The organism is Jatrophihabitans sp., from assembly GCA_036399055.1.
Taxonomy (GTDB): Bacteria; Actinomycetota; Actinomycetes; order Mycobacteriales; family Jatrophihabitantaceae; genus Jatrophihabitans_A.
Genome location: DASWNX010000018.1, coordinates 1 through 25,607, shown reverse-complemented (window position 1 = coordinate 25,607; position 25,607 = coordinate 1). Strand labels below are relative to the sequence as shown.

Genomic DNA, 25,607 nt, shown 5'->3' with positions numbered 1-25,607 from the left:
TTGACCCGCCGTGAGCGACCCCTCCCGCGCCTTTTCCGAGCAAGGCCGGGCAGTGCTCGATCCTGCCCTCCGGCCGCCGCACTGAGGCTCAGATCACGACGCTGAGAGCCAACACCACCAGGATGCCGCTCACCGAGAGGATGGTCTCCATGATCGACCAGGACTTGATGTTCTGGCTGACCGACAGCCCGAAGTACTGCTTGGTCAGCCAGAATCCGGCGTCGTTGACATGGGAGAAGAACAGCGAGCCGGCGCCGATCGCAAGCACCAGCAGCGACAGGTGCGTGCTGCTCAGCGTCTGGGCGACCGGCTCCAGGATGCCCGCGGTGGTGATCGTGGCGACGGTCGCCGAGCCGGTCGCCAGCCGGATCAGCACCGCCACGAACCAGGCCAGCAACAGCGGCGAGACGGTGCTGCCCTCCACCCAGGACGCGATGATCTTGGAGATGCCGCTGTCGACCAGCACCTGCTTGAGGCCGCCGCCGGCCGCCACGATCAGCAGGATGCCGGCGATCGGCGGCAGCGCCTCGTCGACCGTTCTGGACAACCGCTCCTTGTCGAAGCCGAGTCCGATGCCGAAGGTGTAGATCGCCAGCAGCACCGCCAGCAGCAGGGCGATCAGCGGGGTGCCGACGAAGTCCAGCGTGCGCTTTGCGACCCCGTTGCCGTTCTCGTTCACCACCTCGGCGATCGCTTTGGCCAGCATCAGCACGACCGGCAGCAGCACGGTGGTCAGGGTGACCGCGAAGCTCGGCCGGCGGTAGCGCGGCCGGGACTCCGACGGGACCAGGTCATCGGCGCTGACCGCGACCGAGCCGGCCCCGGTGCCGCTGCCGAGCGCTGATCCGCCCGCGCCGCCCGTGGCGGCCGAGGCGCCGGCGCCAGGCCTGGCGGCGTCGAGGCGGGCTTGCTCCGCGGCCGCGGCGTCTCCCAGGAACAGCTCGGGCACCGGCACGTCGACCCAGCGGGCGGCGAACCGGGAGAACAGCGGTCCACCGACTACCACGGTCGGCACCGCTACCAGCACCCCGAGACCCAGGGTCAGTCCCAGATCGGCGTTCAGCGCCCCCACCGCCGCCAGCGGGCCCGGGTGCGGCGGCACGAAGCCGTGCATGGCCGACAACCCGGCCAGGGTCGGAATCGCCACTCGCATCAGCGGCAGTCCGGAGCGCCGGGCCACCAGCAGGATGACCGGCATCAGCAGCACCAGGCCGATCTCGAAGAACATCGGCAGGCCGATGATCATGCCGACCAGGGCCATCGCCCAGGGCAGCGCCCGGTCGCTGGACCGGCCGACGATCGTGTCGACGAGCTGGTCGGCGCCGCCGGAGTCGGCCAGCAGCTTTCCGAAGATGGCGCCCAGCGCGATGAGAGTTCCGACGCTGGCGACGGTGGCGCCGACGCCGGCGCCGAAACTGGTCACCGTCTTGTCCATGCCGAGCCCGGCGATCGCGCCGACCAGCAACGCGCCGATGGTCAGGCTCAGGAACGGGTGCAATTTGGTGAAGGTGATCAGCGCGATGATCACCGCGATGCCGATCAAGGCGGCCAGGATCAGCCGGGTGTCCTGGCTGCCAGAACTTTCAGCCGCCGCGATCAGCTGCACTGCGGTGCCGGTCACTGAACCTCCTTGAGGAATTGTTCGACGATCTGCTCGGGGCCCAGGGTGAAGTCGAGGGCCACCCCGAACTCATCCGGCCCCAGCGGTTCGAGGGTGGCGTACTGCGACTGCACCAGCGATGCCGGCATGTAGTGGTTGCGCCGGTGCCCGACCCGCTCGCTGACCACGTCGGCAGAGCCGGCCAGGTGCAGGAAGCACAGCCGGCCAGAGGCCGTCCTGAGGACGTCGCGGTAGCTGCGCCGCAGGGCCGAGCACGCCAGCACGGCCCCGTCCTGCTCGCCGCGCAGCCAGTCGGCCAGCCTGTCCAGCCACGGCCAGCGGTCGGCGTCGGTCAGCGGATGCCCGGCGGCCATCTTGGCCTTGAGCTCCGGGGTGTGAAAGTCGTCGGCGTCGGCGAACGGGACCCCGAGCTGCTGGGCCAGGATCACCCCGACCGTGGTCTTGCCGCTGCCCGACACGCCCATCACGACCACCGTGGGGTGGATGCCGATGTCCATGAACCCGAATTTAGCGCTCGCCGCAGGCCGGTGCGCGCTAGCCGCGCGGCCAGTCCCGGCCGCAGCCGGCCGGCGGCGCGCCGATCAGCTCGGCCAACCGGCGCAGCCGCTTCACCGAGGTGACCCGCCACCCGGCGCCGGTCCGGCTGCCGATCTCGACGGCGGCCACGCCCAGCCTGGCCAGTTGAGCGCCGGCCACCCGGTGCAGCGCGCCGTCGGGGTCGCTCATGCGAAGCAGAAAGCCCGCCTCCTCGGCCACGCCGGCCGTGATCGCCCACAACCGCAGGCCCGACGCGTTGAGCGCCAGATCGGCCGGCGGCGCCAGATTCGCCCCCTTGGTCCAGCGCCGCGCGTGCGGGCTGAGCCGGGTGGTGATCTCGGTGCGCACCGCGATCAGGTCACCGGGCGCCTCGGCGGTGTCGGAGTCCAGACCCCGGTCGGCGAACTCCGCCCGCAGCGCCTGCGCCCGCCAGCGCTCGGCTACCAGGACCGAGAGCCGGGCAGCCGAGCCCGCGTCGGTCCGCACCCAATCGCCACCGGCGATCAGCACCCCGTCCAGATCCTCGACAAGGGGGTCCGCGGCTTCGGCGCCGAACAGGGAGAACTGCACGCCGTGATTGTCCACCACCGCGCGCCAGGGGCTCGGCGGTGGCGGGACGCCGGCACGGCGCGGCCGGGGCGGCGAGGGCGGCGAACCTCAGCGTCATGCTCAGCGGTCGCCGGGGCGCTCGCACAGCATGACGCCCGATCGAGGGCCTGACCGGGCCGTCTGGCAGCCGGCAGACCGTCCGGCAGCAGAAAGGAGGGCCTGCCACCGATTACGGTGACAGGCCCTCCTTGGTCAACTGCGGCAGCTCGTCCTCAGCGTCACTGCCAGTGGTCCAGGATCAGCCCTCAGACGGTGGTACGGGAGCCCGCCGTCAGACGGTGGTCGCCGCGGCGTGGACCTGCGTCGGGTCGTCGTTGAGGCTGGACGCCCGCCGCTTGGCGATCAGGATGGCCGCGATGATGACGGCCACGGCGATCAGGGCGATGAGGATCCGGACGCCCACGTTGGCGTCCTCGCCGACCGAGAACTGGACGATGGCCGGCGCGATCAGCACCGACACCAGGTTCATCACCTTGATCAGCGGGTTGATCGCCGGTCCCGCGGTGTCCTTGAACGGGTCGCCGACGGTGTCTCCGATGACGGTCGCGGCGTGGGCGTCAGAGCCCTTGCCGCCGTGGTTGCCGTCCTCGACCAGCTTCTTGGCGTTGTCCCACGCGCCGCCGGAGTTGGCCAGGAACACGGCCATCAGGGTGCCGGTGGCGATGGCGCCGCCGAGGTAGCCGGCCAGCGGGCCGACGCCCAGTCCGAACCCGACGGCGATGGGAGCCATCACCGCGAGCAGGCCGGGGGTGACCAGCTCGCGAAGCGAGTCACGGGTGCAGATGTCGACGACCCGGCCGTACTCGGGCCGCTCGGTGCCGTCCATGATGCCCGGCCGGGTGGCGAACTGGCGGCGCACCTCGTAGACCACGGCGCCGGCTGCCCGGGACACCGCGTTGACGGCCAGGCCGGAGAACATGAACACCACGGCCGCGCCGATGATGACGCCCACCAGGGTGTTCGGGCTGACGATCGTGGTGGCGAAGTTGGTGTTGTTGGTGATGTCACCACTGGCCTTGTCGACCGCCTCGCGGATGGCGTCCTGGTACGAGCCGAACAACGCGGTCGCCGCCAGCACCGCGGTGGCGATCGCGATGCCCTTGGTGATCGCCTTGGTGGTGTTGCCGACCGCGTCGAGCTCGGTCAGGATCTGGGCGCCGGCCGGGCTGACGTCCCCGGACATCTCGGCGATGCCCTGGGCGTTGTCCGAGACCGGGCCGAAGGTGTCCATCGCCACGATCACGCCGACCGTGGTGAGCAGCCCGCAACCGGCCAAGGCCACCGCGAACAGGGCGACCGAGATCGAGGAGCCACCGAGCAGGAACGCGCCGAACACAGCGGCCCCGATGACCAGGGCGGTGTAGACGGCCGACTCGAAGCCGATGGAGATACCGGACAGGATCACGGTGGCGGCGCCGGTCAGCGAGCTGCGTCCAACGTCCTGCACAGCCTTGCCCTCGGTGCCGGTGTAGACGCCGGTCAGCCACAGGATCACCGCGGCCAGCACGATTCCGATGATCACCGCGGAGATGGCGATCACAGCCGGGTTGCCGGTGTGCTCGGCGAGGCTGGCGCCGTTGAAGTCCTCGCCGACTCCCTTGAGCTCGGAGAACTCGCTCGGCAGGTAGGTGAAGGCGGCGATGGCGCAGAGCACCACCGAGATCGCGGCGGAGATGTAGAAGCTGCGGTTGATGGTTTTCAGGCCGCCCTCGTTGGGCCGGGCCCGGGTGATGAAGACGCCGATGATCGCGGTGATCACGCCGATGGCAGGCACGATCAGCGGGAACAGCAGGCCCTTGGTCCCGAAGGCCACCGAGCCCAGGATCAGCGAGGCGACCAGGGTCACGGCGTAGGACTCGAAGAGGTCTGCCGCCATGCCGGCGCAGTCACCGACGTTGTCACCGACGTTGTCGGCGATGGTCGCGGCGTTGCGCGGGTCGTCCTCGGGGATGCCGGCCTCGACCTTGCCCACCAGGTCAGCGCCGACGTCAGCGGCCTTGGTGAAGATGCCGCCGCCGACACGCATGAACATGGCCAGGGTCGCGGCGCCGAAGCCGAAGCCCTCGAGCACCTTGGGCGCGTCGTCGGTGTAGGCGAACACGACGACGGCCACACCCAGCAGGCCCAGGCCCACGGTGGCCATGCCGACCGCGCCGCCGGTCCGGAACGCGATCCGGATCGCGCGTTCGCGGCCCTCGTTGTTGGCCGCGGCGGCTACCCGCAGGTTGGCGCGAGTGGCCAGCCACATGCCGAAGTACCCGATGGCGCCTGAGAAGCCGGCGCCGACCAGGAAGAAGATCGAGCGGCCGATCCGCTGGGCGGCGTCGTCGGCCGGTAGCGCGAACAGCAGCAGGAAGACGACCGCGACCACCACCGAAAGCGTCTTGAACTGACGCTTGAGGTAGGCCTGAGCGCCTTCCTGGACCGCCTCGGCGATCTCGACCATCTTCGGCGTGCCCTGGTTAGCGCTCAGAACTTCGCGGAACAGGACGAATGAGAAGATCAGCGCGATGATGGCCACGAGGCCGATCACCGCCACCAGTCCCCTGTCGCCACCAGAGAACACCGAATCGGTGAGCTCTGCCTGGGCGACAAGCGCCGGGTGGGATAAAGCCATAACGCGTACTCCTTAGGCCATCGAAACCAGCTTGACGAATCGCCCGACAGCTCGGCATAGCGGCTTGCCCGGGGTCAGGGCCGAAGCTGCTTAGCGGCGAATTCTCCATCGGTGCGGCTGCGGCGCAGTCTAGGGGACGCCTTGAGCGTCCGTGCGCAGGCTCCCGCCCGGCGAGGTGCTACTTGTCACACACTCGGTGGCCAGCTGCCCTGCCGGCCACTGCCCGACCGTCTCGCGTGAGCGCGGTCAGCCTCTCACAACCGCGACCACGCCAACCCTGGAGTCATGAGATCAGCCGGTCACGCGGCCACGACTCAGCCGGCCGCGATCGCCTGCGGCACCGTGGGATAGATGTCGAAGACGGCGTCGAGCCCGGTGATCCGAAACAGCTTGAGCGTGCGCGCTGACCCGCAGACGAGCCTGAGCACGGCGCCGGACTGCTGGGCCTGGTTGCGGACCGCGACCAACGCCCCGAGGCCGGTCGAGTCGATGAACGCCAGCCAGCTCAGATCGACCACGACCGACTGCTGACCGGAGCCGATGATCTGGAACAGCCGGTCCTGCAACTGGGTGGCCGAGTGCACGTCCACCTCGCCGCGGACCTCCAGCACGGTCTGGGCGCCGGTGCTGGACGCGGTCAAGCTCAGGTTCATCCCGGCGTCCTCCGCCATCCTCGACTTCTCAGCAGTTCGTGCTGGTGAGCATACGTTCCGCCCGACGGCTGGTAGCGCTTACGCGCAGGTCATCTCCCGGCGGTCGGCGCGCTGGCCCGACCTGGCGCGCGCCACCTCGGCGAGAGCCCAGAATGGAGAGCCGGCCGAACGCGCCGGCGCGAGCAGGCAGCCTCAACAGGCAGGAGGAGACCGATCGACACCGAGCACCCGCTGCTGGCCGCCCTGCTCACCGGCTGCCCGCCCGGCGAGACGCCGCTGCGCCACGTCGAGCAGGTTCAGCCACGCCCGTTGACCCCGGCTGCCTGGCCGTCCTGGGCAGCGCCAGAGCTCCTCGCCGCGCTGGCGGCCACCGGCATCGACGCGCCCTGGCCGCATCAGGTCGAGGCAGCCGAGCACGCCTGGGCAGGGGACTCGGTGGTGATCGCCACCGGCACGGCGTCGGGCAAGTCGCTGGCCTACCAGCTGCCGATGCTGTCGGCGGTGCTGGCCGAGAGCAGGTCCCGAGCGCTGTACCTGTCCCCCACCAAAGCCCTGGCCGCCGACCAGCACCGCGCGCTGAGCGCCCTGGGCCTGCCCGGTCTCCGGGCGGCCACCCTGGACGGCGACACCCCGTTCGAGGAGCGGGACTGGATTCGCCAGCACGCCAACGTGGTGCTGTCCAATCCCGACCTGCTGCACCGGACGCTGCTGCCCCAGCACCAGCGGTACTCCGGCTTCCTGCGCCGGCTGCGGTTCGTGGTGATCGACGAGTGCCACCACTACCGGGGCCTGTTCGGCTCCCACGTGTCGCTGGTGCTGCGCAGGCTGCGCCGGCTGTGCGCGGCCTACGGCGCCGCGCCGGTGTTCGTGCTGGCCTCGGCGACCTCGGCCACCCCCGGGCAGTCGGCCTCGCGGCTGGTCGGGCTGCCGGTGCGGACGGTGGATTCGGACCGCTCGCCGCGAGGCCCGCGGACCTTCGCGTTGTGGGAGCCGCCGCTGGCGGTGCGGGGCAGCAGCCAGGACGCTGAGCAGCCAGCGCCGATCCGGCGGGCCGCCGGGTCCGAGGCCGCCCGCCTGCTGGCCGACCTGGTGATCGCCGGCGCGCGCACCCTGGTGTTCACGCGGTCCCGGCGCGGCGCGGAGCTCACCGCGCTGAGCGCCAAGAACCACCTGGTCGAGGCCGGCGCGGCCGAGTTGGCAGACCGGGTCGCCGCCTACCGGGGCGGCTACCTGGCCCAGGAGCGCCGGGCGCTGGAGCGCTCGCTGACCAGCGGCGAGCTGCTGGGGGTGGCCACCACGAACGCTCTGGAGCTGGGCATCGACATCACCGGCCTGGACGCGGTGGTGCTGGCCGGCTATCCCGGAACGCTGGCCTCGCTGTGGCAACAGGCCGGTCGGGCCGGGCGCCGCGGCCAGGACGCGCTGGTGGTCTTCGTCGCCCGCGACGACCCGCTGGACACCTACCTGGTGAACAACCCGGCGGCCATCTTCGCCCGGCCGGTGGAGGCGAGCGTGACCGACCCGGCCAACCCGCACGTGCTGGGCCCGCAACTGTGCTGCGCGGCGGCCGAGCTGGCGTTGACCCCCGCCGACGTCGAGCTGTTCGGCGGCCCGGCGGCCGAGCCGGTGCTGGCCGCGCTGGTGGAACGGGGGCTGCTGCGCCGGCGGCCGGCCGGCTGGTTCTGGACCGACCGCAACCGCCCGAGCGCGAACCTGCGCGGCGCCGGTCAGCCGGTCACGGTGGTGGAGTCGGCCTCCGGCTCGCTGCTGGGCACCGTAGACGCCGGCACCGCCCCGGCCACCGTGCATCCGGCGGCGGTGTACCTGCACCAGGGCAGCTCGTTCGTGGTGGAGGAGTTGGACTTAGAGCACGGGGCGGCGCTGGTGCGTCCGGAGGAGCCGCCGTGGACCACCTGCGCGCAGGAGATCACCGACATCGCGATCCTGGCCACCGAGCAGAGCGCCATGCTGGACGGGGTCAGCGTTCAGTTCGGCACGGTCGAGGTCTCTCACCAGGTCGTCAGCTACCAGCGCCGCCGGTTCAGCGGTGAGCTGCTGGACGAGACGCCGCTGGACATGCCGCTGCAGCGGCTGGTCACCAAAGCCGTCTGGTACACCCTGGACGAGGCCTGTGTCGCCGAGGCCGGACTGGATCAGCCCGGGCTTCCCGGCGCTCTGCACGCCGCCGAGCACGCCGCCATCGGGTTGCTCCCGCTGTTCGCCAGCTGTGACCGCTGGGACATCGGCGGCGTGTCCACCGCCCAGCACGCCGACACCGGCCGGCCCACCGTCTTCGTCTACGACGGCCATCCTGGCGGCGCGGGCTTCGCGGCGCGCGGTCATGCGGTGCTGCCCGACTGGCTGGCCGCCACCCGGGCGGCCATCGCCGGCTGCGAGTGCCTGACCGGCTGCCCGTCCTGCATCCAGTCGCCCAAGTGCGGCAACGGCAATCACCCGCTGGACAAGGCCGGGGCTTTACTGGTGCTCGACGCGGTGCTGTCACGGGTGATCACCCGGTGATCGCCTCGCGTCCGGGGGCTACCGCTCGTCCCCGCAGCAGCGGATAGTCAGCCGGGGCGGATAGTCAGCGGGGCGCTTGTCCCACCACGAGAGACGCAGTGAGCACCGAGGAGGCGCAGTGAACACGGTGACGCGGACCGCTGACTTCAGCGCTGGAACGCCTGGGGTCCGCTTCGCGACCCAGGCTCGACCCGGTTCGCCGGAGGAGGAGAGCCTGCAGCGGATTCAGGCAGCCCTGTCCGGTGGCGTCGTCTCGCTGCCCAGCAGCACCGACATCGCGCACCTGGCGCTCAACACCGTGCAGGTGGTCGACGGTTCCTCTTATTCGGTCATCACCTTGTGGGTGCCCCAAGCGCAGGAGTCCGACGCGGTGGCAGCGCTGAAGGCGGAGGACTTCGACATCGAGTGAGGACCCGCTCCGCACGCGTATCGCGTCGCGTTGACGGTCGTCCCGAATTCGCTAGGCTCGTTCCGGTCGCGGCGTGCCTCAGCAGCGCGCGATCACCCTCGTCCTCAGGAGACCCATGTCCGCCTTCGCACTGACCGACGAGCAACGAGCGTACGTGCGGCAGGTGCGAGAGGTCGCCGTGCAGTCGCTGGTCCCGCTTGCCGAGCAGGGCGTCGAGGGCCGGGTGAACAGGCCGCTGCTGGAGGCGATGGGCAGCCACGGGTTGCTCAGCCGGCTGTTCGGCCCGACCGGGCGCTCAGCCGCGGCCATGGAGCTCTGCCTGCTGCGCGAGACCCTTGCCACGGTCTGCACCGACGCCGAGACGGCGCTGGCGTTGCAGGCCCTGGGCAGCTATCCGTTCGTGCTCTTCGGCAATGAGCCGGTCGCCGAGCGCTACCGCGAGGGCGTGGCCGCGGGCACCGTGGTGGCCTCGTTCGCGCTGTCAGAGGCCGAGGCCGGCTCCGACGCCGCCGCGCTGGGACTGCGGGCCGAGCCCGAGGGCGAGGGATGGCGGCTGACCGGTGAGAAGACCTGGATCTCCAACGCCCCCGAGGCCGACGTCTACACGGTGTTCGCCCGCACCACCGCCGACGCCCGCGCCCGCGGCATCACCGCCTTCGTGGTCGCCGGGAACGCGCCGGGCCTGACCGGCCAGGCACTGGACATGCTGGCGCCGCACGCGATCGGCCGGTTGACCTTCGACGGCGTCCGGGTCGAGCGGGCCGACGTCCTGGGCGAGGTGGACGCGGGCTTCAAGGTCGCGATGCGCACGCTCGACGTGCTGCGTCCCAGCGTCGGCGCCTTCGCGGTCGGCATGGCCCAGGCCGCCCTGGACGCCGCCATCGAGCACACGACCAGCCGGCAGGCCTTCGGCGGCGTGCTCAGCGACCAGCAGGCGGTCAGCCACCTGCTCGCCGAGATGGCAACCCGGGTCGAGGCCAGCCGGCTGCTGGTCTACGCCGCGGCCGCGGCCTATGACGCCGGCGCCGCTGCCGAGCTGCTCACCCGCAAGGCGGCGATGGCCAAGCTGTTCGCCACCGAGAGCGCCCAGTTCGTCGTCGACGCGGCCGTGCAGTTGCACGGGGCCCGGGCCCTGCAACGCGGCCACCTGCTCGAGCGGCTGTACCGCGACGTCCGCGCGCCGCGGATCTATGAAGGCGCCTCCGAGGTGCAGCGCACCATCATCGGCCGCTCACTGACGCAGGCCGCGACCAGCGAAAGGGCCGAGCAGGCATGACGAACAGGTTCCGGGCCTCCGTGCCGCTCACCGAGGACTGGCAGCACTTCGACTTCGCGGTGGCCGACGGCATCGCCACGGTGACGCTCAACCGGCCCGAGAAGCTCAACCCGCTGACCTTTGAGAGTTACGCCGACCTGCGCGACCTGGTGCTGCAGCTGCCCTACCGCGACGACGTGCGGGTGCTGGTGATCCGCGGCGCCGGCAAGGCCTTCTGCGCCGGGGGCGACGTCAACGAGATCATCGGCGAGCTGATCAAGATGCGCCCGCGCGAGTTGATGGCGTTCACCAAGATGACCGGCGACCTGATCCGGGCGATGCGCGAGGTCTCGGTCCCGATCGTGTCCGGCATCCAGGGCATCGCGGCCGGCGCAGGCTCGGTGGTGGCGCTGGCCTCGGACTTCCGGGTGGTGACCCGGTCGGCTCGCTTCGCCTTCTTGTTCACCAAGGTGGGGCTGTCCGGCGGTGACATGGGCGCGGCCTACCTGCTGCCCCGGATGGTCGGCGCCGGCCGGGCCACCCAACTGCTCATGCTCGGCGACACGATCGACGCCGCCACCGCCGAGAAGTACGGCCTGGTCAGCGAGCTGGTCGACGACGACGAGCTGGACGCCGCGGTCGCCAAGCTGGCCACCCGGCTGGCCGAGGGGCCGAGCCTGGCTTACGCCCAGACCAAGGCGCTGATCACCCGCGAGCTGGACATGTCGCTGGCCGGCGCGATGGAGCTGGACGCCATGACCCAGGCGCTGCTGATGACCACCGATGACCACGCCGAGTTTCACGCGGCGTTCAACGAGCGCCGGCCGCCCCGCTGGACCGGGCGTTGACGGCCCCTGAGGCCGGGCGGATCTGCCTGGTCGCCGGCGCCAGCCGCGGGATCGGCGCGGCGGTCGCCCTGGCGCTGTCACGCGAGGGCCACCGGGTGGCGCTGCTCGGTCGCGACGGCGCCACCCTGGACGAGGTCGGCGCCGGACTGCCGGGACCGAGCCTCACCGTGCCGGCCGATGTGACCGACGCCGACGCCATCGAGGCCGCCTTCAGCCGGATCGAACGGGAATGGGGGCCGGTCGAGGTGCTGGTCTGCAATGCGGGCGCCGGGACCGCCGCCGCGATCGTCGACACCTCCGACGATGACTGGGCCCGGATGCTCGAGCTCAACCTCACCGCCCCGTTCCGGCTGATGCGCCGGGCGCTGCCGTCGATGACCGGCAGCGGCTGGGGCCGGATCGTCGTCATCGCCTCGGTGGTGGCCAAGCGCGGCGAGGCGCAGGTGGCGGCCTACACCGCGTCCAAGCACGGCGTGCTCGGCCTGGTGCGCGCGGCGGCCGCCGAGCTGGCCCGCTCCGGGGTGACCGTCAACGCCGTCTGCCCCGGTTACGTCGACACCCCGATGACCGATGCGACCATCGAGGCGATCGCCGCCCGCAGCGGTCGCGGCACAGACGACGCGCGCGCCACGCTGGCCCGCAGGCAGCCGATCGGGCGGTTGATCGAGCCCGACGAGGTGGCCGACGCCGTGCGGTTCTGCTTGGCCAACGCCGCGGTGACCGGCCAGGGAATCAACGTAGACGGAGGATCGGTGCAGTCATGAGCGAGGATCGCAGCGAGCCCCAGCGAGCGAGGACCGGAGCGAATCGGTGCGATGAGCGCTCGCGCGAAGAGCAGGGGAAAGCATGAGCGAGGAGCTGAGCTCCGCAGTGCGAGCACCGCGAAGATGGACCGGAGCGAATCGGCGCGATGAGCGCTCGCGCGAAGAGCAGGGGAAAGCATGACTTTGGAGCGGATCAATCCCGAGGAGCTCGGCCGGCCGTCGGGGTTCGCGCACGCGGTGCGCGCCACCGACACCGCGCGGGTCTACCTGGCCGGGCAGACCGCGCTCGACAAGGCCGGCGCCATCGTCGGCGACACGATCGTCGAGCAGTTCGAGCAGGCGCTGAGCAACCTGCTGACCGCGCTGGCCGCCGCCGGCGGCGGCCCCGAGCACCTGGCCACCGTCACGATCTACATCGTCGACGTCGCCGACTACCGGGCCAATGCCCGCGAGATCGGCGCGGTCTGGCGGCGACTGGCCGGCACCGAGTACCCGGCGATGGCCGGCATCGGCATAGCGCGGTTGTGGGACGAGGAAGCTCTCATCGAGCTGCAGGGCGTGGCCGAGATCCCGCGCTAAGAAAACCTGAGGCAGAGCAATCATCACCGTCGCCAGCGAAGGCGATGGAGTTGACCGATAGGCGCGTCATCTGGGTTACTAAGTTTCTTTTTTGCAGATTGTCCTAGGGGGAACGATGTTCAGGCATCGCCGCAACAACGGCCTGGCCGGGATCGTCATGCTGAACGGTGTCGTCTTGATGGCATTCGGCTCGACCCTGCCGTGGGGTCGGTTCGAGGTCGGGGGCACGAACAAGGAAACGTTGCCGTATGGGGGAAGTCATGAATTTGGCTTCGACCAGACGATCACCTCTGACGGCTCGCTGTCTGATTTCGGCCCCACCATCCTGGTCATCAGCGGCGTCGTGGCGCTGTGCGCCCTCGCGTTGTTCGCGACTCGCATTCGAGGCCTTGGCGCCTTGTGGCGAGTCATCTCGCTTGTGTCGCTGGTTCCCGTCGCGCTGGTGGTCGGCTCATTGTGGTCGGTCTTCGATGATGACCCTGGCACTGAGATGGAGGGGACGGATTCAGCGCTCGTACGGGCCTTCGGCCTCGCTATGAGGACCAATGCGGTCTCCTCCAGCATTGAGCCAGGGCTTTTCCTGATCACGATCGGGTGTGGCGTCGCGGTGGTGGGTTCGCTGATTCCCGCCTTCCGGTCGAAGGAAGTCATCCACCCCGAAGACCGGCAGGCGCCCAAGCACGGAGATTTTCTCGCGCCGGAGGGAAGTCGCAGTCCCTAGGCTGTGCCCACCGGTCCAGCAGGCGCAAGGCGCCTCAGTCGTGAATCGCGCGCAGCACGTGCCGGTGCGCCGGCTGGCGCAACGCGTCGCTGAGCTCGCCGAACAACTTCGCCGCCGCGACGCCGTCCCAGCGAGCGGGCAGCACCTCGGCCGGCAGGCCGGGATCGAGGTAGCGCAGCCGCCGCCACGCGGTCACCATCCGGACGTACTCGGCGAAGGCCTCGCCGCCTGCCGGCGGCCGGCTGGCCAGCCGGCGCCTGACCGGCCGGTAGTGGCCGAGGAACTGGGCGTACTTCGCGGCGAGGTCATCCAGATCCCACCAGTCCCGCACCCGGCCGGCCAGTTCGGCGTAGCCGAGGTACTGGCCGCAGAAGATGTCGACGTAGCCGGACAGCCGCTGGCGGGCCAGCACCTCGCTGACCTCGTCTGCCAGCGCCCCCGGCGCCAGCCAGACGCCGGGGGCGACCGGGCCGAAACCGAGCCTGGCCAGCCTGGTCCGCAGCTCATGCCGCTTGCCCCGCTCGGCCTCCGGCACCGTGAAGACGACCTGCACCCATCCGTCGGCCAGGCTGGCGTGCCGCTGGTCGAAGATCCGCCGATCGCCCTCGCGCATCGCCTCCAGGGTGGACGGTGAGAGCGCGTACCCGGCGGCCGCGCCGATCCGCAGGCTGTGCAGGGTGTCGCGGCGCTTGAGCCGGGAGATCGAGGAGCGCACCGCCTGGCTGTCCACACCCAGGTCGCTCATCAGTCGCACCACCGAGGCGATCGGCAGCCAGTTCGGCTTCTCGCGCGCGTACAGGCCGTAGACCGTGACGATCAGTTGACGGGGCTGGGCCTCGGCGATCGAGTCGTCCTGGAGGCCTTTCGGCTTTGCGTCGCTGCTCATCAGCTTTGCGTCGCTGCTCATCGCAACCCGCGGTCGCCAATCCGGCCGATATCGAAGTATCGCGTGTTCTTGACTGTCGTCACAACTAGAGCATACTGGCAAAGGCCCCGTGGAGAAGGAGGCGACCGCAATGGAGCTCTCCCCGTCAGCGCACGTTGACTCGTTCTGCCGGGACAACCTGCCGCCGCAGGAGCAGTGGCCCGACTTCTCCTTCGAGCTTCCGGAGCTGCGTTACCCGCAGCGGCTCAACTGCGCCGCGGCGCTGCTCGACGAGGTGGTGGCCCAGCACGGCGCCGACCGTCCGGCCCTGCACAGCGCGCAGGAGTCCTGGAGCTACGGCCAGCTGCTGGCCCGCGCCAACCAACTGGCCCATTACCTCAGTGCGGACGCCGGCCTGCTGCCCGGCCATCGGGTCCTGCTGCGCGGGCCGAACAACCCGTGGCTGGTGGCCTGCTGGTTCGCGGTGCTCAAGGCCGGCGGCGTGGTGGTGACCACTGTGCCGATGCTGCGCAGCGGCGAGATCACCCCGCTGATCGAGCTGACCCGCGCCAACCTGGCGCTGTGCGATCACCGGTTCGCCACCGATCTGGCGACCGCGGCCGGCGAGATGCAGGTGCTGCTGTACGGCGGCGGGGACGCCGAGGACCTGATCGGCAAATGCGCGGGCAAGCCGACCGATTTCACCAACGTCGACACCGCGGCCGACGACGTCGCGATGCTGGCGCCGACCTCGGGCACGACCGGGACCCCGAAGGCGACGATGCACTTTCACCGCGACGTGCTGGCGATCGCCGACACGTTCGGCAAGCACATCGTGGCCGGCCGGCCCGACGACGTCTTCACCGGCACGCCGCCGCTGGCCTTCACCTTCGGCCTCGGCGGCCTGCTGGTGTTCCCGCTGCGGATCGGGGCCTCGACGCTGCTGATCGAACGGGCCACCCCCACCGAGCTCGCCGAGGCCGTCGAACGCTTCGGCGCGAGCGTGCTGTTCACCGCGCCGACTGCCTACCGGGCGATCCTGCGAGCCGGGCAGCAGCACCGGCTGGCCAGCGTGCGGCGCGCGGTGTCGGCCGGCGAGCACCTCCCCCAGCCGGTGTGGCAGGAACTGCGCGACAAGACCGGCATCGAGCTCATCGACGGCATCGGCAGCACCGAGATGCTGCACGTGTTCATCTCGGCGGCCGACGGCGACATCCGCCCGGGCGCGACCGGCAAGGCGGTGCCGGGCTACACCGCGGCGGTGCTCGACGCCGAGGGCAACCCGGCGCCGGACGGCACTGCCGGCCGGTTGGCCGTCGTAGGGCCGACCGGCTGCCGTTACCTGGCCGACCCGCGGCAGGCGGTCTACGTCCAGCACCGGTGGAACGTCACCGGCGACACCTACATCCGCGACGCTGACGGCTACTTCTGGTACCAGGCCCGCAGTGACGACATGATCGTCTCCTCGGGGTACAACATCGCCGCGCCCGAGGTCGAGCGGGCCCTGGAGCAGCACCCGGACGTGGTGGAGTGCGCGGTGGTGGGCCGGCCTGACGCCGAACGCGGCTCGACCGTGCACGCCGTCGTGGTCCTGCGCGAGGGCGCCGCCCAGGACGCGATGAAGGTCACCGAGCTGCAGGACTTCACCAAGCAGACGATCGCGCCCTACAAGTACCCACGCTCCATCGAGTTCGCCGCGGCGCTGCCGCGCACCTCTACCGGCAAGGTTCAGCGCTTCCGGCTTCGTCAGTCCGAAGCCGCGCGCTGACGCGCTCCCCGAATCGGCCGTGCCAGCCGGCAAACAGCGTCCGGCTGGCACGGCGCTCGAGCGCAGGAAGGAACGACGACGCATGCGTATCGCAGTCATCGGCGGCGGCCCGGGCGGGCTGTACTTCGCCGCGCTCGCCAAGGCATTGGACCCCGAGGCCGAGATCCGGGTGTGGGAGCGCAACGCCGCCGAGGACACCTTCGGCTTCGGCGTCGTGTTCAGCGACGAGACCCTCGGCGGCATCGAGCACGCCGACCCGGTGATCTACGCCCGGATGGCCGAGCAGTTCGCGCGCTGGGACGACATCGACATCCACTTCCGCGGCGCCCTGACCACCGTCGGCGGCCAGGGCTTCGCGGCCATGAGCCGCAAGACGCTGCTTCAGCTGCTGCAGGAGCGCTGCGCCGAGCTCGGGGTGGACGTCCGGTTCCGCACTGAGGCGCCCGATGTCGACACCCTCAGCCGGGACTATGACCTGGTGCTGGCCTGCGACGGCGCGAACTCGGCGGTGCGCATCAAGTACGCCGACGTCTTCAGGCCGTCGCTGGAGGTGGGCCGCAACAAGTACATGTGGCTGGGCACCGACCTGGTGTTCGAGGCCTTCAAGTTCTACATCTGCCAGACGCCGTACGGGGTCATGCAGGTGCACGGCTACCCCTATGACGCCACCGGCAGCACCTTCATCGTCGAGATGCACGACGACGTCTGGCGCCGGGCCGGGTTCGACGAGTCGGCCTCGACCACGTTCGCGCCGGGAGTCAGCGACGAGAAGTCCGTGGCCCGGGTCCAGGAGCTGATCGGCGACATCCTGCAGGGCCACCAGATCCTGAAGAACAACTCCAAGTGGCAGAGCTTCACCACGATCTCCAACGACACCTGGCGAAACGGCAACGTGGTGCTGCTCGGCGACGCCGCGCACACCGCGCACTTCTCGATCGGCTCGGGCACCAAGCTGGCGATGGAGGACGCGCTCGCGCTCGTCGCCTGCCTGCACGAGCATCCCGACGTCCAGACTGCCCTGCAGGCCTACGAGGCCGAGCGGCGTCCGGTGGTGCTCTCGACACAGCGTGCGGCCCAAGCCAGCCTGGACTGGTTCGAGAACATCAGGCACTACGTCGACCAGCCGATGGAGCAGTTCGCGTTCAACATCGTGACCCGCAGCCGCCGCATCACCTATGACAACCTGCGGCTGCGCGACCCGGAGTTCCTCGCAGGCATGGACGCCTGGTTCGCGCGGCACGAACGTGATCGGCACGGGGTTGACGGGGCCGCCCAGGCCGGCCGGCCTGACCGGCGAGGCCCACTTGAGCAGGAGACCCCAGCGGCGGCCGGCGCCTGCCCGCCGATGTTCCACCCGTTCCGGCTCGGTCAGCTTGAGCTGAAGAACCGGGTCGTGGTCTCGCCGATGGACACCTACTCGGCAGTCGACGGGATGCCCGGGGACTTTCACCTGGTGCACCTGGGCGCCCGGGCGCTCGGCGGCGCCGGGTTGGTGATGACCGAGATGGTCTGCGTCTCACCCACGGCGCGGATCACCCCGGGCTGCACGGGCATCTACACCCCCGAGCAGGAGCAGGCGTGGGCGCGGGTGACGGACTTCGTTCACCGCAGCAGCACCGCCAAGATCGGCCTTCAGCTCGGCCACTCCGGCCGCAAGGGCTCGACCAAGCTGATGTGGGAGGGCATCGACGAGCCGCTGCCTGAGGGCAACTGGGAGATCGTCGGCCCGTCACCGCTGCCCTACACGCCGGCCAACCCCGCGCCGCGCGAGCTGACCGAGGCCGAGCTGGACGAGATCAAGGCGGACTTCGTAGCCGCTGCCGAGGCGGGCGCCCGCGCCGGCTTCGACATGCTCGAGCTGCACTGCGCGCACGGCTACCTGCTTTCCTCGTTCCTCTCCCCGCTGTCCAACGTCCGCACCGATCACTACGGCGGCGAGTTGGCCAACCGGCTGCGCTTCCCGCTCGAGGTCTTCGACGCGGTGCGCGCCGCGTGGCCGGCCGAGCGCCCGATCAGCGTGCGGATCTCGGCGACCGACTGGCACGAGGGCGGCAACGACGTCGAGGCGGCGGTCGCAATCGCCGAGGCGTTCGCCGAGCACGGCGCCGACGCCATCCACGTCTCCACCGGTCAGGTGGTCAAGGAGGAGAAGCCGGCCTTCGGGCGCAGCTACCAGACGCCGTACGCCGACCGGATCCGCAACGACGTGGGCGAGCGCTACGGCGTCGCGGTGATCGCGGTGGGCGCCATCGCCTCCTATGACGACGTCAACTCGGTGCTGCTGGCTGGTCGCGCCGACCTGGTCGCCGTCGGCCGGCCCCACCTGTATGACCCGCACTGGACGCTGCACGCCGCCGCCGAGCAGGAGTACCGCGGCGCCGGCGCGGACTGGCCGGTGCAGTACCGGGCCGGCAGCCGGAAACCGCCGACCGGCCGCACCGACGGTCCCCGGCCACGGCTGACCCTGCTCCGCCAACCGGAAGCCGGCACCCGGCACGCCCGCTGGCGGCCGGCCCGCTGAGCCGAGTGCCTCGGCCGACGCGCGGCTCACCACGTACCCTCGCCGTCACCCTCGGCTCGCGCCGGCCGGACCGTGGCTGCCGACCTACCCTGCCAGGGTTGGCGTCCGGCCCGGGATCGCGAGGACACCGTCCGGGCGCCCAGCAGTGGAAAGGAGACCAGGCGGCTGAGTCGCACCGCGACACTGCCACTGCGCCCGGAGGCGTCCAGCCGGGCAGAGCACGACACCAGGACCGCGGCATTGGCCGCGGCGACCCGGGCCGCGGTCGCGCACGGCTGCTCCACCCGGCCGATCTGGTGAGCCGCGGCCAGCGCCGCCAGATCTGCCGCCCCTTCCAACCGGTGCCGCGCCAGCACGGCCGATCCGCGGGCTGCCGCCACCAAGGCAAGGATGAGGATCACCGAGCTGAAGCCGAGCACCCAGACGGTGGCAGCCCCGCGGTCTGACCGGCAGCTCACGGGGCTACCCCGGGCTCGGTGGCTGCCACCGCGGTCTCGGTGATGGCCACCGGCGGCAGCCAGCTCACCGGGCGCAGCGTCAGCCGCACCGTCACCGTGGTGTCGAGGGCCCCTGCGGTGGTGCTCAGCGTCACCGGCCGGCCGGCCGCTGACCGGGCTCGCTCGGCGGCCGAACCCGGGTCGCCCCGGGCGATCGCCTTGGCCGCCTCACTGGCTGCGTCGACGCAGCGCATCCGAGCCTGGCCGACGCTGACCGCGGCGACCCCCGCCAGCGTCAGCATGAGCAGCACCGGCAAACTCATCGCGGTCTCGGCGGTCACCATGCCCGCGTCGGAACTGGCCCGCATCTGCCGCCTGCCGATCACAGCGAGACGTTCAGCGCCGAGGTGAGGATGTGCGACAGCGCGGCCTGCACTGCTGAGCTGCGCACCACCTTGAGCAGGACCGCCGCGAAGGCCACCGCAGCCACCGTGCCGACCGCGTATTCCGCGGTTGTCATACCGGCCTCGGCGCCGTCTTCCAGCCGCCGCGCCACTGCCCGTTTGTATCGCCGGTAAATTCTGTCCACAGCGCCCATGCTCAACTCCTTCGACGGTGTGTCCCAACCTGAGGCACGTTTCGAGCCTGGCAGCCCGCGCCGGCCATGTCGGCGTCTCGGTTTCGGATGTGGATGACACATCAGCCTGTGGGCAACCGCCGCGACCGCGGGCACCCCTGCGCTCTCGCACGGGGTACCTCCGACAAGTTACGACCGTGGGTGGGGGCCCACAGGCGCGTGAATGGCGCCTAGCCGTACGAGTTCACCGTCGGCGTTCGTGCTCAGCGTGAACGCCGATGGCAGGACGCCGCCTCCTCGCGCGCGAACGGCGTCGGCACACGCGACGGTGGGGCCCTTGCTAGTCAAATTTGCCGAGAGTCGGCTTCGTCCTGAGCTAGGGGATGATCCTGCGTGGCATCCGGGCTGGAGCCGAACAAGTCACGGCGATCTCGGCCTAATGCTCGGCCCGCTCACTCAGCCCTGGGATCGCATCCGGGGTATCTCACCGGCGTCACGTTCGTTGGCGGTCAAGAGCACGACACTGAGCGCGATCACCCACAAGATGACGGGGTAGATGACCCATCGCTCAGCGCCTCCCTCCCCCAATCGGGCCACCGGCGCCCACTCGATGAGAAACGTTCCAACCGCCAGAGAGGTGAGGGAGACGATGCCGAGGCATCGGAAGATGACGCGAAGCGGCCCGGCGTGCGACTTGGCGGTGAGTAACGCTCCGACACCACCTGACACAAAAGCGATCATGGCGAACAGCGTGTGCAGCGCGAGGTGATTGCCGGGGACTAATCCCACACCGATCATTCCCAATCCGAGAAATGCCAGCGGTATCGTCAGCCTTCTCCCGTGGCCCTCTTGCTGAAGGAGATGCACCGAGACTGCGAAGGCCAGTCCCGCCAGCACCATGGTGGCGTTGAAGACCATCGCCGACGGTTGCCGTACGACGTTGTCCGGTCGCATCGCCGCGAGATCGCTGACGCTGCTTGTGTGGGTGTTGTAGTGGACGGTCACCGGGTAGAGGGCTTCGGCGGTGATTATGCCCATCAGCACCGCCGCGGCGCCGGCGAAGAGCAGTACGCCGGGCAGGGCGGTGGAGCGAGAGGCCGTGGGCAGGGACACCGCGGCAGGGGCGCCAGTCGTCATAGTTCATCGTGGTATCGGTCCACCGATGATGGGTAGTGCCGAACGTCCTCGCGTGGCTGGAACTAGCGGTCAACGCGGGATTTCGGTTCTGACGTTGCGACGCGGGTCCGGGATGTCACTGGCTCGGGGCTTCACGTTCGCGCTCGGATGCAGCGCGATCGGTAAGCGCGCTGTGACGGTCGCGTTCTGCATTGGTGCGTTCGAGAGCTCCGGCCCTGCGATCCCCTCGAGCGCTGCGCCGATCGGTCGCAGCCTCTTTCCGCCCCGAGGCGGATCGGCGCAGCGTGTCCGCGCTGACCGCGGATCCAAGAAGTCGCTCGGACTCCTCGGCCGCCCTATCACGATCGGCTGCTTCGTCATCGCGGAGGACGGCGCCGTGATCACGCTGCTCGGCTGTCCGGTCGCGCTGGTAGGCCGCGTCGTCTCGGCGGTTGGCGGCTCTGTCTCGGTCCTCGGCTGCCTGATCTTGCCGGGCGCCGTCCCCGCCAGTCTTGCCAGCCACTAGAGCCCCCGCCTGTGATACGCCACGTCTGCCCACGGTAGCTGGGATCTCACTCCGGCCTCAATTGCACTGATCACGTCGGCCTGGACCGGCCCTCGCTCGCCTTCAGAGGGTGTGCGCCCTCGGGTCAGGCGTCGCGGCGCTTCAACGAAAACGTAGCAGCCAGTAGCAGGGCGAGGGTCCAGAGGCAAAACACCCCGAGGCCCTGCCATGGTGACAGCACGCCTCCGGAGACGCGGTGCGGGGAGGCGATGAGGCTGCCGGCTTCGGAGGGCATGTAGGCGTGTACGTATCTGCCTATATCGCCGGGCAACAGTTGGGTCAGCGGGGCAAGGATCAGCACGAAGCCGATGACGCCGGTGACCCCTGCTGCGGTGTGACGGACCAAGGTGCCGATCGCGATCGCGAACGTGCCGAGCAGGGACAGGTACAGGCCGCCGCCGATCACCGCCCGCAGCACACCCGGATCACTGAGGGAGATTGCGATCCGGCTTCTGATAATCGCCTGGCCGAGAAAAAACGAGGGAAAGGCAGCGATCTCGCCGACTAAAAACACTACGGCCGCGAAAACTCCGGCCTTCGCGACCAGCATCGGGGTGCGTTTCGGAACGGCGAGCAGGCTGGCCCGGATGGTGCCGCTGCCATACTCGCCGGTGACGAGGAGTACGCCCAGAATGCACACCGCGAGTTGACTGAACTGGAAGCCGGAACCGAGGATGGCCCGGCCCGGATCAGACGTCAGCGATTGTCGTTGAGCGGCGGTGGCGGTGTCCCACTGCGCCATCGTCAGCCCGAGCAACAGCGCGGTGAACCCCAACGTCAGCAGGACGAGCAGCGACAACGCCCACCGGGTCGATCGCAACGAACGCAGCTTCGTCCATTCCGACAGCACCACACCGGCGGTGGCGCCCCGGCGGGTCGACCGGCCCGTTTCTTGCGACGTTCCGCGCTCGGTGCCCAGGCTGACGGTGCTCATCGGACACTCGTGGCATGAGTGCGTTCGATGAACGCGTCTTCGAGCGAGGCGAGCTGCGGCGTCAGTTCGGACAGGACCAGGCCGGCGTGGGCGGCAAGCTCGCCCACCCGGGCGGCGTCCATGGATTTCACCTGCAGCGCCCCGTCGGCTTCGGTATGGACCTGCCCGCCGGCAGCGGTGATCAGGTCACCCAGCGCTGGGCCATTCGATGACCGGACCAGGACCGAGCGGTGGGTGTCGTCCCTGATGAACTCGGCTGTGCTGCAGGCGGCGAGCAGCCGGCCGTGGGCGATGACAACGAGATGATCGGCGGTCACGGCCATCTCGCTCATCAAGTGACTGGACACGAAGACGGTGCGGCCCTCGGAGGCGAGCCGTCTGAGTAGGTCGCGGATCCAGAGGATGCCGTCGGGATCGAGTCCGTTGACCGGTTCGTCCAGTACGAGCACCTGGGGATCACCGAGCAGGGCAGCGGCCAGCCCGAGCCGTTGGCCCATCCCGAGAGAAAACCCCCCGGCCCTCTCGTGGGCCGCGTCGGCCAGACCGACCAGGTCGAGAACCTCTGTGACCCGCCGGCGGGGCAACCCCTGGGTCTGGGCAAGGTAAAGCAGATGGTCAAAGGCTGACCGCCCGGGATGGACAGCACCCGCGTCGAGAAGCGCGCCGACGACGCGTAACGGCCGGATGAGACTGGCGTAGCCGACCCCGCCGATCGTGCAGTGACCACTCGATGGCCGGTCCAGCCCCAGGATGAGACGCATCGTGGTCGATTTGCCTGCGCCGTTGGGACCCAAGAACCCGGTCACCGTCCCGGGTCGCACCGTGAATGAAAGATTGTCGACGACTAGTTTTCGCCCATACCGCTTGCTCAAACCCCTGACCTCGATGGGCCGGGGTGGCACCGAGCACACAGACGTCGACGGGTGAGGCGCCTCGTGTTGATCCAGGGTGTACGTCATGACACCAGCTTGTCGGTCACGCAGCCCTCGTCCCAGAGCACAACGTCCTGGCTAGGGCCGACCCGAGCTCGGCTGAGGGGACCCGGCGCCGGAGCGCCGGCCGAGACAGGCACCCTCGCGCGCGCGACAGTCGGCCGGCCGATTCAGCTTCTTATCCAGGGACGCCCCCGAGCACCTGCCCTGCCACGCCGAGCAACACCGGAACCACGCCGAGGCATACGAAGGCTGGCAGGAAGCAGAGCCCTAGCGGCAGCAGCGACCACACTCCGACCCGCTCGGCTCGCGCCAGCGCATCGGCCTGATGCCGAGCACGCAGCTCGACGGCGACCGCCGCCAACCCGCTGGCCAGCCGGGCGCCGCTGGCGGCGCACCGGCGGCCGCAGTCAGCGACCGGGCTGTAACCGGGAACCGAGTGCAGGGTCGCCCAGGCGGCCGCCGGATCGCTGCCCAACTGCAGCAGCCGGCCTACCCTGTCCAGCGGGTCGACAGCCCGCCGCAGGCTGTCTGTGCCGTGCTGCCGCACCGCCGCGACGACTCCCTCAACAGCCAGCTCCGGTGGCGCGCCGGCTGTGAGCGCGCTCACCAGCAGATCCAGCGCCAATGCCGCAGAGCGCGCGTCGGGCGGGCGGTCGGCCACTCGGTCCTTCGGCTGCCGGCCTGTCAGCCAGCCGACGGACCGCCGCTCGTGCGACCCGGCCGTGCTCCGAACCCCTGGGTCGCGATGCCGAGCCATCGCCGCGGGGCGCCCGGGCCGCAGCACTGCCCACATCACCGCCAGGGCCAGCCATGAGAGCGGAGTCATCCCAACGCCCGCAGGGCACGCCGGCTGAGCGCCAGCGTCCACGCCATGCCCGTCAGGTCGAGCACCACTCCGGCGACGAGCGCGCCCAGGCCGGCGGTGGTGTGCAGCAGCACCCGCTCGGGATGGGCGCCCATGGCAGCGCCCATCGCGACGCCGATGAGCGGGAGGCCGGCCAGCAACAATGCCGAACTGCGCGGTCCGGCCAGCGCCGTCCGGACCGCTCGGTAGGTCCGCTGATCGGCGGCCAGGTCGGCTTGCACGCCGGCCAACGGCTGGCTCAGCGGGGCTCCGCTGCTGGCCGCTGCGGCGCAGGCCACCGCCAGCGAGGCCAGCGTGGCGTCGGTCCGCAGCGCGGCAGCGACCTCACTGCCATCATCGGCCAGCGTCGCGGCGCGAGCGAGCACGGCTGCGAACCGTCCCGAGGCCGTGGCTGCAGCGCTGAACGCCGCGGCGACCGTCGCTCCGGCGGCGTACTCGTCCTGCAGGGCGCCGACAGCGGCGGCCAGCTCGGCTCGGCGCCGTTCGCCGTCGCGCTCGGCCGAGAGCAGCCGGAGGCACCTGAGCAGCACCCAGCAGGTGATCGCCGCCAGCAGGCCGGGAACGGGGCCGGCGGTGACCGCCGCAGTCACGCCAGCCAGCGAGCCGGCAACCGCGCCGCCGAGCCAGCCGTCCGTCAGCGCCTGCCGCGCCCGCTGTGGCAGCCGACGTGCCCGGCGGGGCGCTGGGTTGCTGCCTCTGCCGGCGATCAGCCACTCCAGCCGGCGCTGGGCCAGCGCCGGGGCAGGTGCGGCCAACAGGCCGGCGCCGAGCAGGGCCAGCGTCAGCGCAGGCATCAGCCCACGCCCGTCAGCAGGGTGGGGACCTCGACCTCAGCGGCTTCGAGCAGTGACCGCAACGCCCCGGCCGCCGGGCCCGCACCCGCCGTCCTGGTCCAGGCCAGACCAGGCTCGCAGGCAAGGGAGTCAGCCGGCCACAGCGCCACCTGTTCGACCCGGCGCAGCCCGTCCCGGGCCCGGCGGATGTGCACCAGCACATCGAGCGCGCTCGCCGCCTGCGCCGCGAGCGCCTGCGCGGGCATGCCGCCGAGGGCAGCCAGAGCGACCAGCCGCGCCATCACGTCGGTGACCGAGTTGGCGTGCACGGTGGCCGCCCCGCCGGCATGGCCGGTGTTGAGCGCGGCCAGCAGCTCGACGATCTCAGCACCTCGGAACTCTCCGACGACCAGGCGGTCCGCGCGCATCCGTAGCGCCTGGCGCACCAACTCGCGCAGCTCGACGGCGCCGGCGCCCTCGACATTGGCAGACCGGGCCAGCAGCGCGACCACGTGCGGATGGCGCACCCCGAGTTCGGCGGTGTCCTCGATCGTGATGATCCGCTCGACCGGGCTCACGGTGGCCAGCAACGCGGCCAGCAGGGTCGTCTTGCCCGTTCCCGTGCCACCGCTGATCAGCAGCGTCAGCCTGGCCTGGACCAGCGCGGCCAGCAGCTCGGCCAGCTCAGCAGGCATGGCGCCCAGCCCGACCAGGTCGCCCATCGTCAGCCTGCGTCGAGCGAGCACCCGCAAGGACAGCGTCGGATGGGCCACCAGCGGCGGCAGGATGGCATGCAGCCGCGTTCCGTCCGGCAGCACAGCGTCGGCGAACGGCGCCGCGTCATCCAGGCGTCGGCCGGCCTGAGCCGCCAGCCGGGTGGCCAGGCGACGCACGGCCGCGTCGGAGTCGAACCGCACCGGCGCGCGCTCAAGCCCGGTCCCCCGGTCCACCCACACCTGGTCCGGGGCGTTGACCAGCACGTCGGTCACCCCGGCACCGGCCAGCAAGTCCTCCAGCGGGCCCGCGCCGGTCAGCTCGGCGGCGAGCCGGCCGGACAGCTCCGAGCGCCCGCCGGAATCCAGCAGCAGCGCCGATTCCTGTCCGGCCAGCTCGCCGAG

Annotated in this window: 25 protein-coding genes; 10 read left to right on the top strand and 15 right to left on the bottom strand. The window is 70.7% G+C overall.

From position 1 onward, the window contains the following. Window positions 1–88: 88 nt before the first annotated feature. From VGB75_06860 to VGB75_06840, 5 genes are all read right to left on the bottom strand, one after another. Window positions 89–1,621: an SLC13 family permease gene (locus VGB75_06860; GenBank protein HEY0166747.1), complete on the bottom strand. Its 1,533-nt coding sequence runs from the start codon at window positions 1,619–1,621 to the stop codon at window positions 89–91. Continuing rightward, window positions 1,618–2,118: a gluconokinase gene (locus VGB75_06855; protein HEY0166746.1), complete on the bottom strand. Its 501-nt coding sequence runs from the start codon at window positions 2,116–2,118 to the stop codon at window positions 1,618–1,620. Before VGB75_06855 ends, VGB75_06860 begins: the two co-directional genes overlap by 4 nt. Before the next feature lie 37 nt (window positions 2,119–2,155). Then, window positions 2,156–2,728 carry a hypothetical protein gene (locus tag VGB75_06850; protein ID HEY0166745.1) on the bottom strand — a complete coding sequence of 191 codons (573 nt, stop codon included), beginning with the start codon at window positions 2,726–2,728 and terminating at the stop codon, window positions 2,156–2,158. A gap of 310 nt (window positions 2,729–3,038) precedes the next feature. After that, window positions 3,039–5,384, bottom strand: coding sequence for a sodium-translocating pyrophosphatase (locus tag VGB75_06845; GenBank protein ID HEY0166744.1), 2,346 nt, complete (start codon window positions 5,382–5,384; stop codon window positions 3,039–3,041). A 314-nt stretch (window positions 5,385–5,698) separates the two neighbouring features. Next, window positions 5,699–6,055 carry an STAS domain-containing protein gene (locus VGB75_06840; protein HEY0166743.1) on the bottom strand — a complete coding sequence of 119 codons (357 nt, stop codon included), beginning with the start codon at window positions 6,053–6,055 and terminating at the stop codon, window positions 5,699–5,701. Between the two features lie 93 nt (window positions 6,056–6,148). Between VGB75_06840 and VGB75_06835 the strand changes: the two genes are divergently transcribed. The 7 genes from VGB75_06835 (at window position 6,149) to VGB75_06805 (ending at window position 13,133) form a co-directional block, all read left to right on the top strand. Then, the gene (locus VGB75_06835) at window positions 6,149–8,557 is read left to right on the top strand and encodes a DEAD/DEAH box helicase (GenBank protein ID HEY0166742.1); all 2,409 of its coding nucleotides are present in this window, start codon (window positions 6,149–6,151) and stop codon (window positions 8,555–8,557) included. A gap of 118 nt (window positions 8,558–8,675) precedes the next feature. After that, complete coding sequence (locus tag VGB75_06830) at window positions 8,676–8,966, top strand: hypothetical protein (GenBank protein HEY0166741.1); 291 nt, start codon at window positions 8,676–8,678, stop codon at window positions 8,964–8,966. A gap of 115 nt (window positions 8,967–9,081) precedes the next feature. Next, a complete protein-coding gene (locus VGB75_06825) occupies window positions 9,082–10,242 on the top strand; it encodes an acyl-CoA dehydrogenase family protein (protein HEY0166740.1) in 1,161 nt (386 codons plus the stop codon). Then, window positions 10,239–11,069, top strand: a complete 831-nt coding sequence (locus tag VGB75_06820; GenBank protein ID HEY0166739.1) for an enoyl-CoA hydratase family protein — start codon at window positions 10,239–10,241, stop codon at window positions 11,067–11,069. The genes VGB75_06825 and VGB75_06820 overlap by 4 nt, the downstream gene beginning before the upstream one ends. After that, on the top strand, window positions 11,066–11,833 hold the full coding sequence (locus tag VGB75_06815; protein ID HEY0166738.1) for an SDR family NAD(P)-dependent oxidoreductase: 768 nt from the start codon (window positions 11,066–11,068) through the stop codon (window positions 11,831–11,833). Before VGB75_06820 ends, VGB75_06815 begins: the two co-directional genes overlap by 4 nt. 177 nt (window positions 11,834–12,010) lie before the next feature. Beyond that, window positions 12,011–12,412 (top strand): RidA family protein, encoded by a 402-nt coding sequence (locus tag VGB75_06810; protein ID HEY0166737.1) that lies wholly within the window; start codon window positions 12,011–12,013, stop codon window positions 12,410–12,412. A 115-nt stretch (window positions 12,413–12,527) separates the two neighbouring features. Further along, on the top strand, window positions 12,528–13,133 hold the full coding sequence (locus tag VGB75_06805) for a hypothetical protein (GenBank protein ID HEY0166736.1): 606 nt from the start codon (window positions 12,528–12,530) through the stop codon (window positions 13,131–13,133). A 34-nt stretch (window positions 13,134–13,167) separates the two neighbouring features. Here the strand turns inward: VGB75_06805 and VGB75_06800 are convergent, their stop codons facing one another. Further along, window positions 13,168–14,019, bottom strand: coding sequence for a PaaX family transcriptional regulator C-terminal domain-containing protein (locus tag VGB75_06800; GenBank protein HEY0166735.1), 852 nt, complete (start codon window positions 14,017–14,019; stop codon window positions 13,168–13,170). Window positions 14,020–14,149: 130 nt separating this feature from the next. Between VGB75_06800 and VGB75_06795 the strand changes: the two genes are divergently transcribed. Together VGB75_06795 and VGB75_06790 are read left to right on the top strand one after the other, a co-directional pair. Then, the gene (locus VGB75_06795; GenBank protein ID HEY0166734.1) at window positions 14,150–15,766 is read left to right on the top strand and encodes an AMP-binding protein; all 1,617 of its coding nucleotides are present in this window, start codon (window positions 14,150–14,152) and stop codon (window positions 15,764–15,766) included. Window positions 15,767–15,848: 82 nt separating this feature from the next. After that, window positions 15,849–18,287 carry a bifunctional salicylyl-CoA 5-hydroxylase/oxidoreductase gene (locus VGB75_06790; protein ID HEY0166733.1) on the top strand — a complete coding sequence of 813 codons (2,439 nt, stop codon included), beginning with the start codon at window positions 15,849–15,851 and terminating at the stop codon, window positions 18,285–18,287. A gap of 26 nt (window positions 18,288–18,313) precedes the next feature. Here VGB75_06790 and VGB75_06785 read toward each other — a convergent pair whose 3' ends face one another. The 4 genes from VGB75_06785 to VGB75_06770 form a co-directional block, all read right to left on the bottom strand. Continuing rightward, window positions 18,314–18,745 (bottom strand): Rv3654c family TadE-like protein, encoded by a 432-nt coding sequence (locus VGB75_06785; GenBank protein ID HEY0166732.1) that lies wholly within the window; start codon window positions 18,743–18,745, stop codon window positions 18,314–18,316. Continuing rightward, window positions 18,742–19,092 carry a TadE family type IV pilus minor pilin gene (locus VGB75_06780; GenBank protein HEY0166731.1) on the bottom strand — a complete coding sequence of 117 codons (351 nt, stop codon included), beginning with the start codon at window positions 19,090–19,092 and terminating at the stop codon, window positions 18,742–18,744. The genes VGB75_06785 and VGB75_06780 overlap by 4 nt, the downstream gene beginning before the upstream one ends. A 14-nt stretch (window positions 19,093–19,106) precedes the next feature. Beyond that, window positions 19,107–19,322, bottom strand: coding sequence for a DUF4244 domain-containing protein (locus VGB75_06775; protein ID HEY0166730.1), 216 nt, complete (start codon window positions 19,320–19,322; stop codon window positions 19,107–19,109). A gap of 435 nt (window positions 19,323–19,757) precedes the next feature. Next, window positions 19,758–20,438 carry a DUF998 domain-containing protein gene (locus VGB75_06770; protein ID HEY0166729.1) on the bottom strand — a complete coding sequence of 227 codons (681 nt, stop codon included), beginning with the start codon at window positions 20,436–20,438 and terminating at the stop codon, window positions 19,758–19,760. A gap of 112 nt (window positions 20,439–20,550) precedes the next feature. Here VGB75_06770 and VGB75_06765 point away from each other — a divergent pair, with 112 nt between their 5' ends. After that, window positions 20,551–20,943 carry a hypothetical protein gene (locus VGB75_06765; GenBank protein HEY0166728.1) on the top strand — a complete coding sequence of 131 codons (393 nt, stop codon included), beginning with the start codon at window positions 20,551–20,553 and terminating at the stop codon, window positions 20,941–20,943. Window positions 20,944–21,067: 124 nt separating this feature from the next. On the opposite strand, the gene VGB75_06760 is transcribed toward VGB75_06765, so the two are convergent. The 5 genes from VGB75_06760 to VGB75_06740 all read right to left on the bottom strand — a co-directional run. Then, window positions 21,068–21,916 (bottom strand): hypothetical protein, encoded by an 849-nt coding sequence (locus VGB75_06760; GenBank protein ID HEY0166727.1) that lies wholly within the window; start codon window positions 21,914–21,916, stop codon window positions 21,068–21,070. Then, window positions 21,913–22,818, bottom strand: coding sequence for an ABC transporter ATP-binding protein (locus tag VGB75_06755; protein HEY0166726.1), 906 nt, complete (start codon window positions 22,816–22,818; stop codon window positions 21,913–21,915). The genes VGB75_06760 and VGB75_06755 overlap by 4 nt, the downstream gene beginning before the upstream one ends. A 208-nt stretch (window positions 22,819–23,026) precedes the next feature. Further along, a complete protein-coding gene (locus VGB75_06750; GenBank protein ID HEY0166725.1) occupies window positions 23,027–23,677 on the bottom strand; it encodes a type II secretion system F family protein in 651 nt (216 codons plus the stop codon). Continuing rightward, window positions 23,674–24,510 carry a type II secretion system F family protein gene (locus tag VGB75_06745; GenBank protein ID HEY0166724.1) on the bottom strand — a complete coding sequence of 279 codons (837 nt, stop codon included), beginning with the start codon at window positions 24,508–24,510 and terminating at the stop codon, window positions 23,674–23,676. Before VGB75_06745 ends, VGB75_06750 begins: the two co-directional genes overlap by 4 nt. Continuing rightward, window positions 24,510–25,607, bottom strand: a 1,098-nt coding sequence (locus VGB75_06740; protein HEY0166723.1) for a TadA family conjugal transfer-associated ATPase, incomplete at its 5' end; no start/stop codon positions are given. The genes VGB75_06745 and VGB75_06740, both read right to left, overlap by 1 nt.

Coding starts and splice junctions, on each gene's coding strand:
- VGB75_06810 (HEY0166737.1), top strand. CDS start 12,011: ATGACTTTGGAGCGGATCAATCCCGAGGAGCTCGGCCGGCCGTCGGGG.
- VGB75_06795 (HEY0166734.1), top strand. CDS start 14,150: ATGGAGCTCTCCCCGTCAGCGCACGTTGACTCGTTCTGCCGGGACAAC.
- VGB75_06765 (HEY0166728.1), top strand. CDS start 20,551: ATGTCACTGGCTCGGGGCTTCACGTTCGCGCTCGGATGCAGCGCGATC.
- VGB75_06745 (HEY0166724.1), bottom strand. CDS start 24,510: ATGCCTGCGCTGACGCTGGCCCTGCTCGGCGCCGGCCTGTTGGCCGCA.
- VGB75_06855 (HEY0166746.1), bottom strand. CDS start 2,118: ATGGACATCGGCATCCACCCCACGGTGGTCGTGATGGGCGTGTCGGGC.
- VGB75_06770 (HEY0166729.1), bottom strand. CDS start 20,438: ATGACGACTGGCGCCCCTGCCGCGGTGTCCCTGCCCACGGCCTCTCGC.
- VGB75_06790 (HEY0166733.1), top strand. CDS start 15,849: ATGCGTATCGCAGTCATCGGCGGCGGCCCGGGCGGGCTGTACTTCGCC.
- VGB75_06845 (HEY0166744.1), bottom strand. CDS start 5,384: ATGGCTTTATCCCACCCGGCGCTTGTCGCCCAGGCAGAGCTCACCGAT.
- VGB75_06825 (HEY0166740.1), top strand. CDS start 9,082: ATGTCCGCCTTCGCACTGACCGACGAGCAACGAGCGTACGTGCGGCAG.
- VGB75_06760 (HEY0166727.1), bottom strand. CDS start 21,916: ATGAGCACCGTCAGCCTGGGCACCGAGCGCGGAACGTCGCAAGAAACG.
- VGB75_06820 (HEY0166739.1), top strand. CDS start 10,239: ATGACGAACAGGTTCCGGGCCTCCGTGCCGCTCACCGAGGACTGGCAG.
- VGB75_06800 (HEY0166735.1), bottom strand. CDS start 14,019: ATGAGCAGCGACGCAAAGCCGAAAGGCCTCCAGGACGACTCGATCGCC.
- VGB75_06805 (HEY0166736.1), top strand. CDS start 12,528: ATGTTCAGGCATCGCCGCAACAACGGCCTGGCCGGGATCGTCATGCTG.
- VGB75_06750 (HEY0166725.1), bottom strand. CDS start 23,677: ATGACTCCGCTCTCATGGCTGGCCCTGGCGGTGATGTGGGCAGTGCTG.
- VGB75_06840 (HEY0166743.1), bottom strand. CDS start 6,055: ATGGCGGAGGACGCCGGGATGAACCTGAGCTTGACCGCGTCCAGCACC.
- VGB75_06775 (HEY0166730.1), bottom strand. CDS start 19,322: ATGGGCGCTGTGGACAGAATTTACCGGCGATACAAACGGGCAGTGGCG.
- VGB75_06780 (HEY0166731.1), bottom strand. CDS start 19,092: ATGCGGGCCAGTTCCGACGCGGGCATGGTGACCGCCGAGACCGCGATG.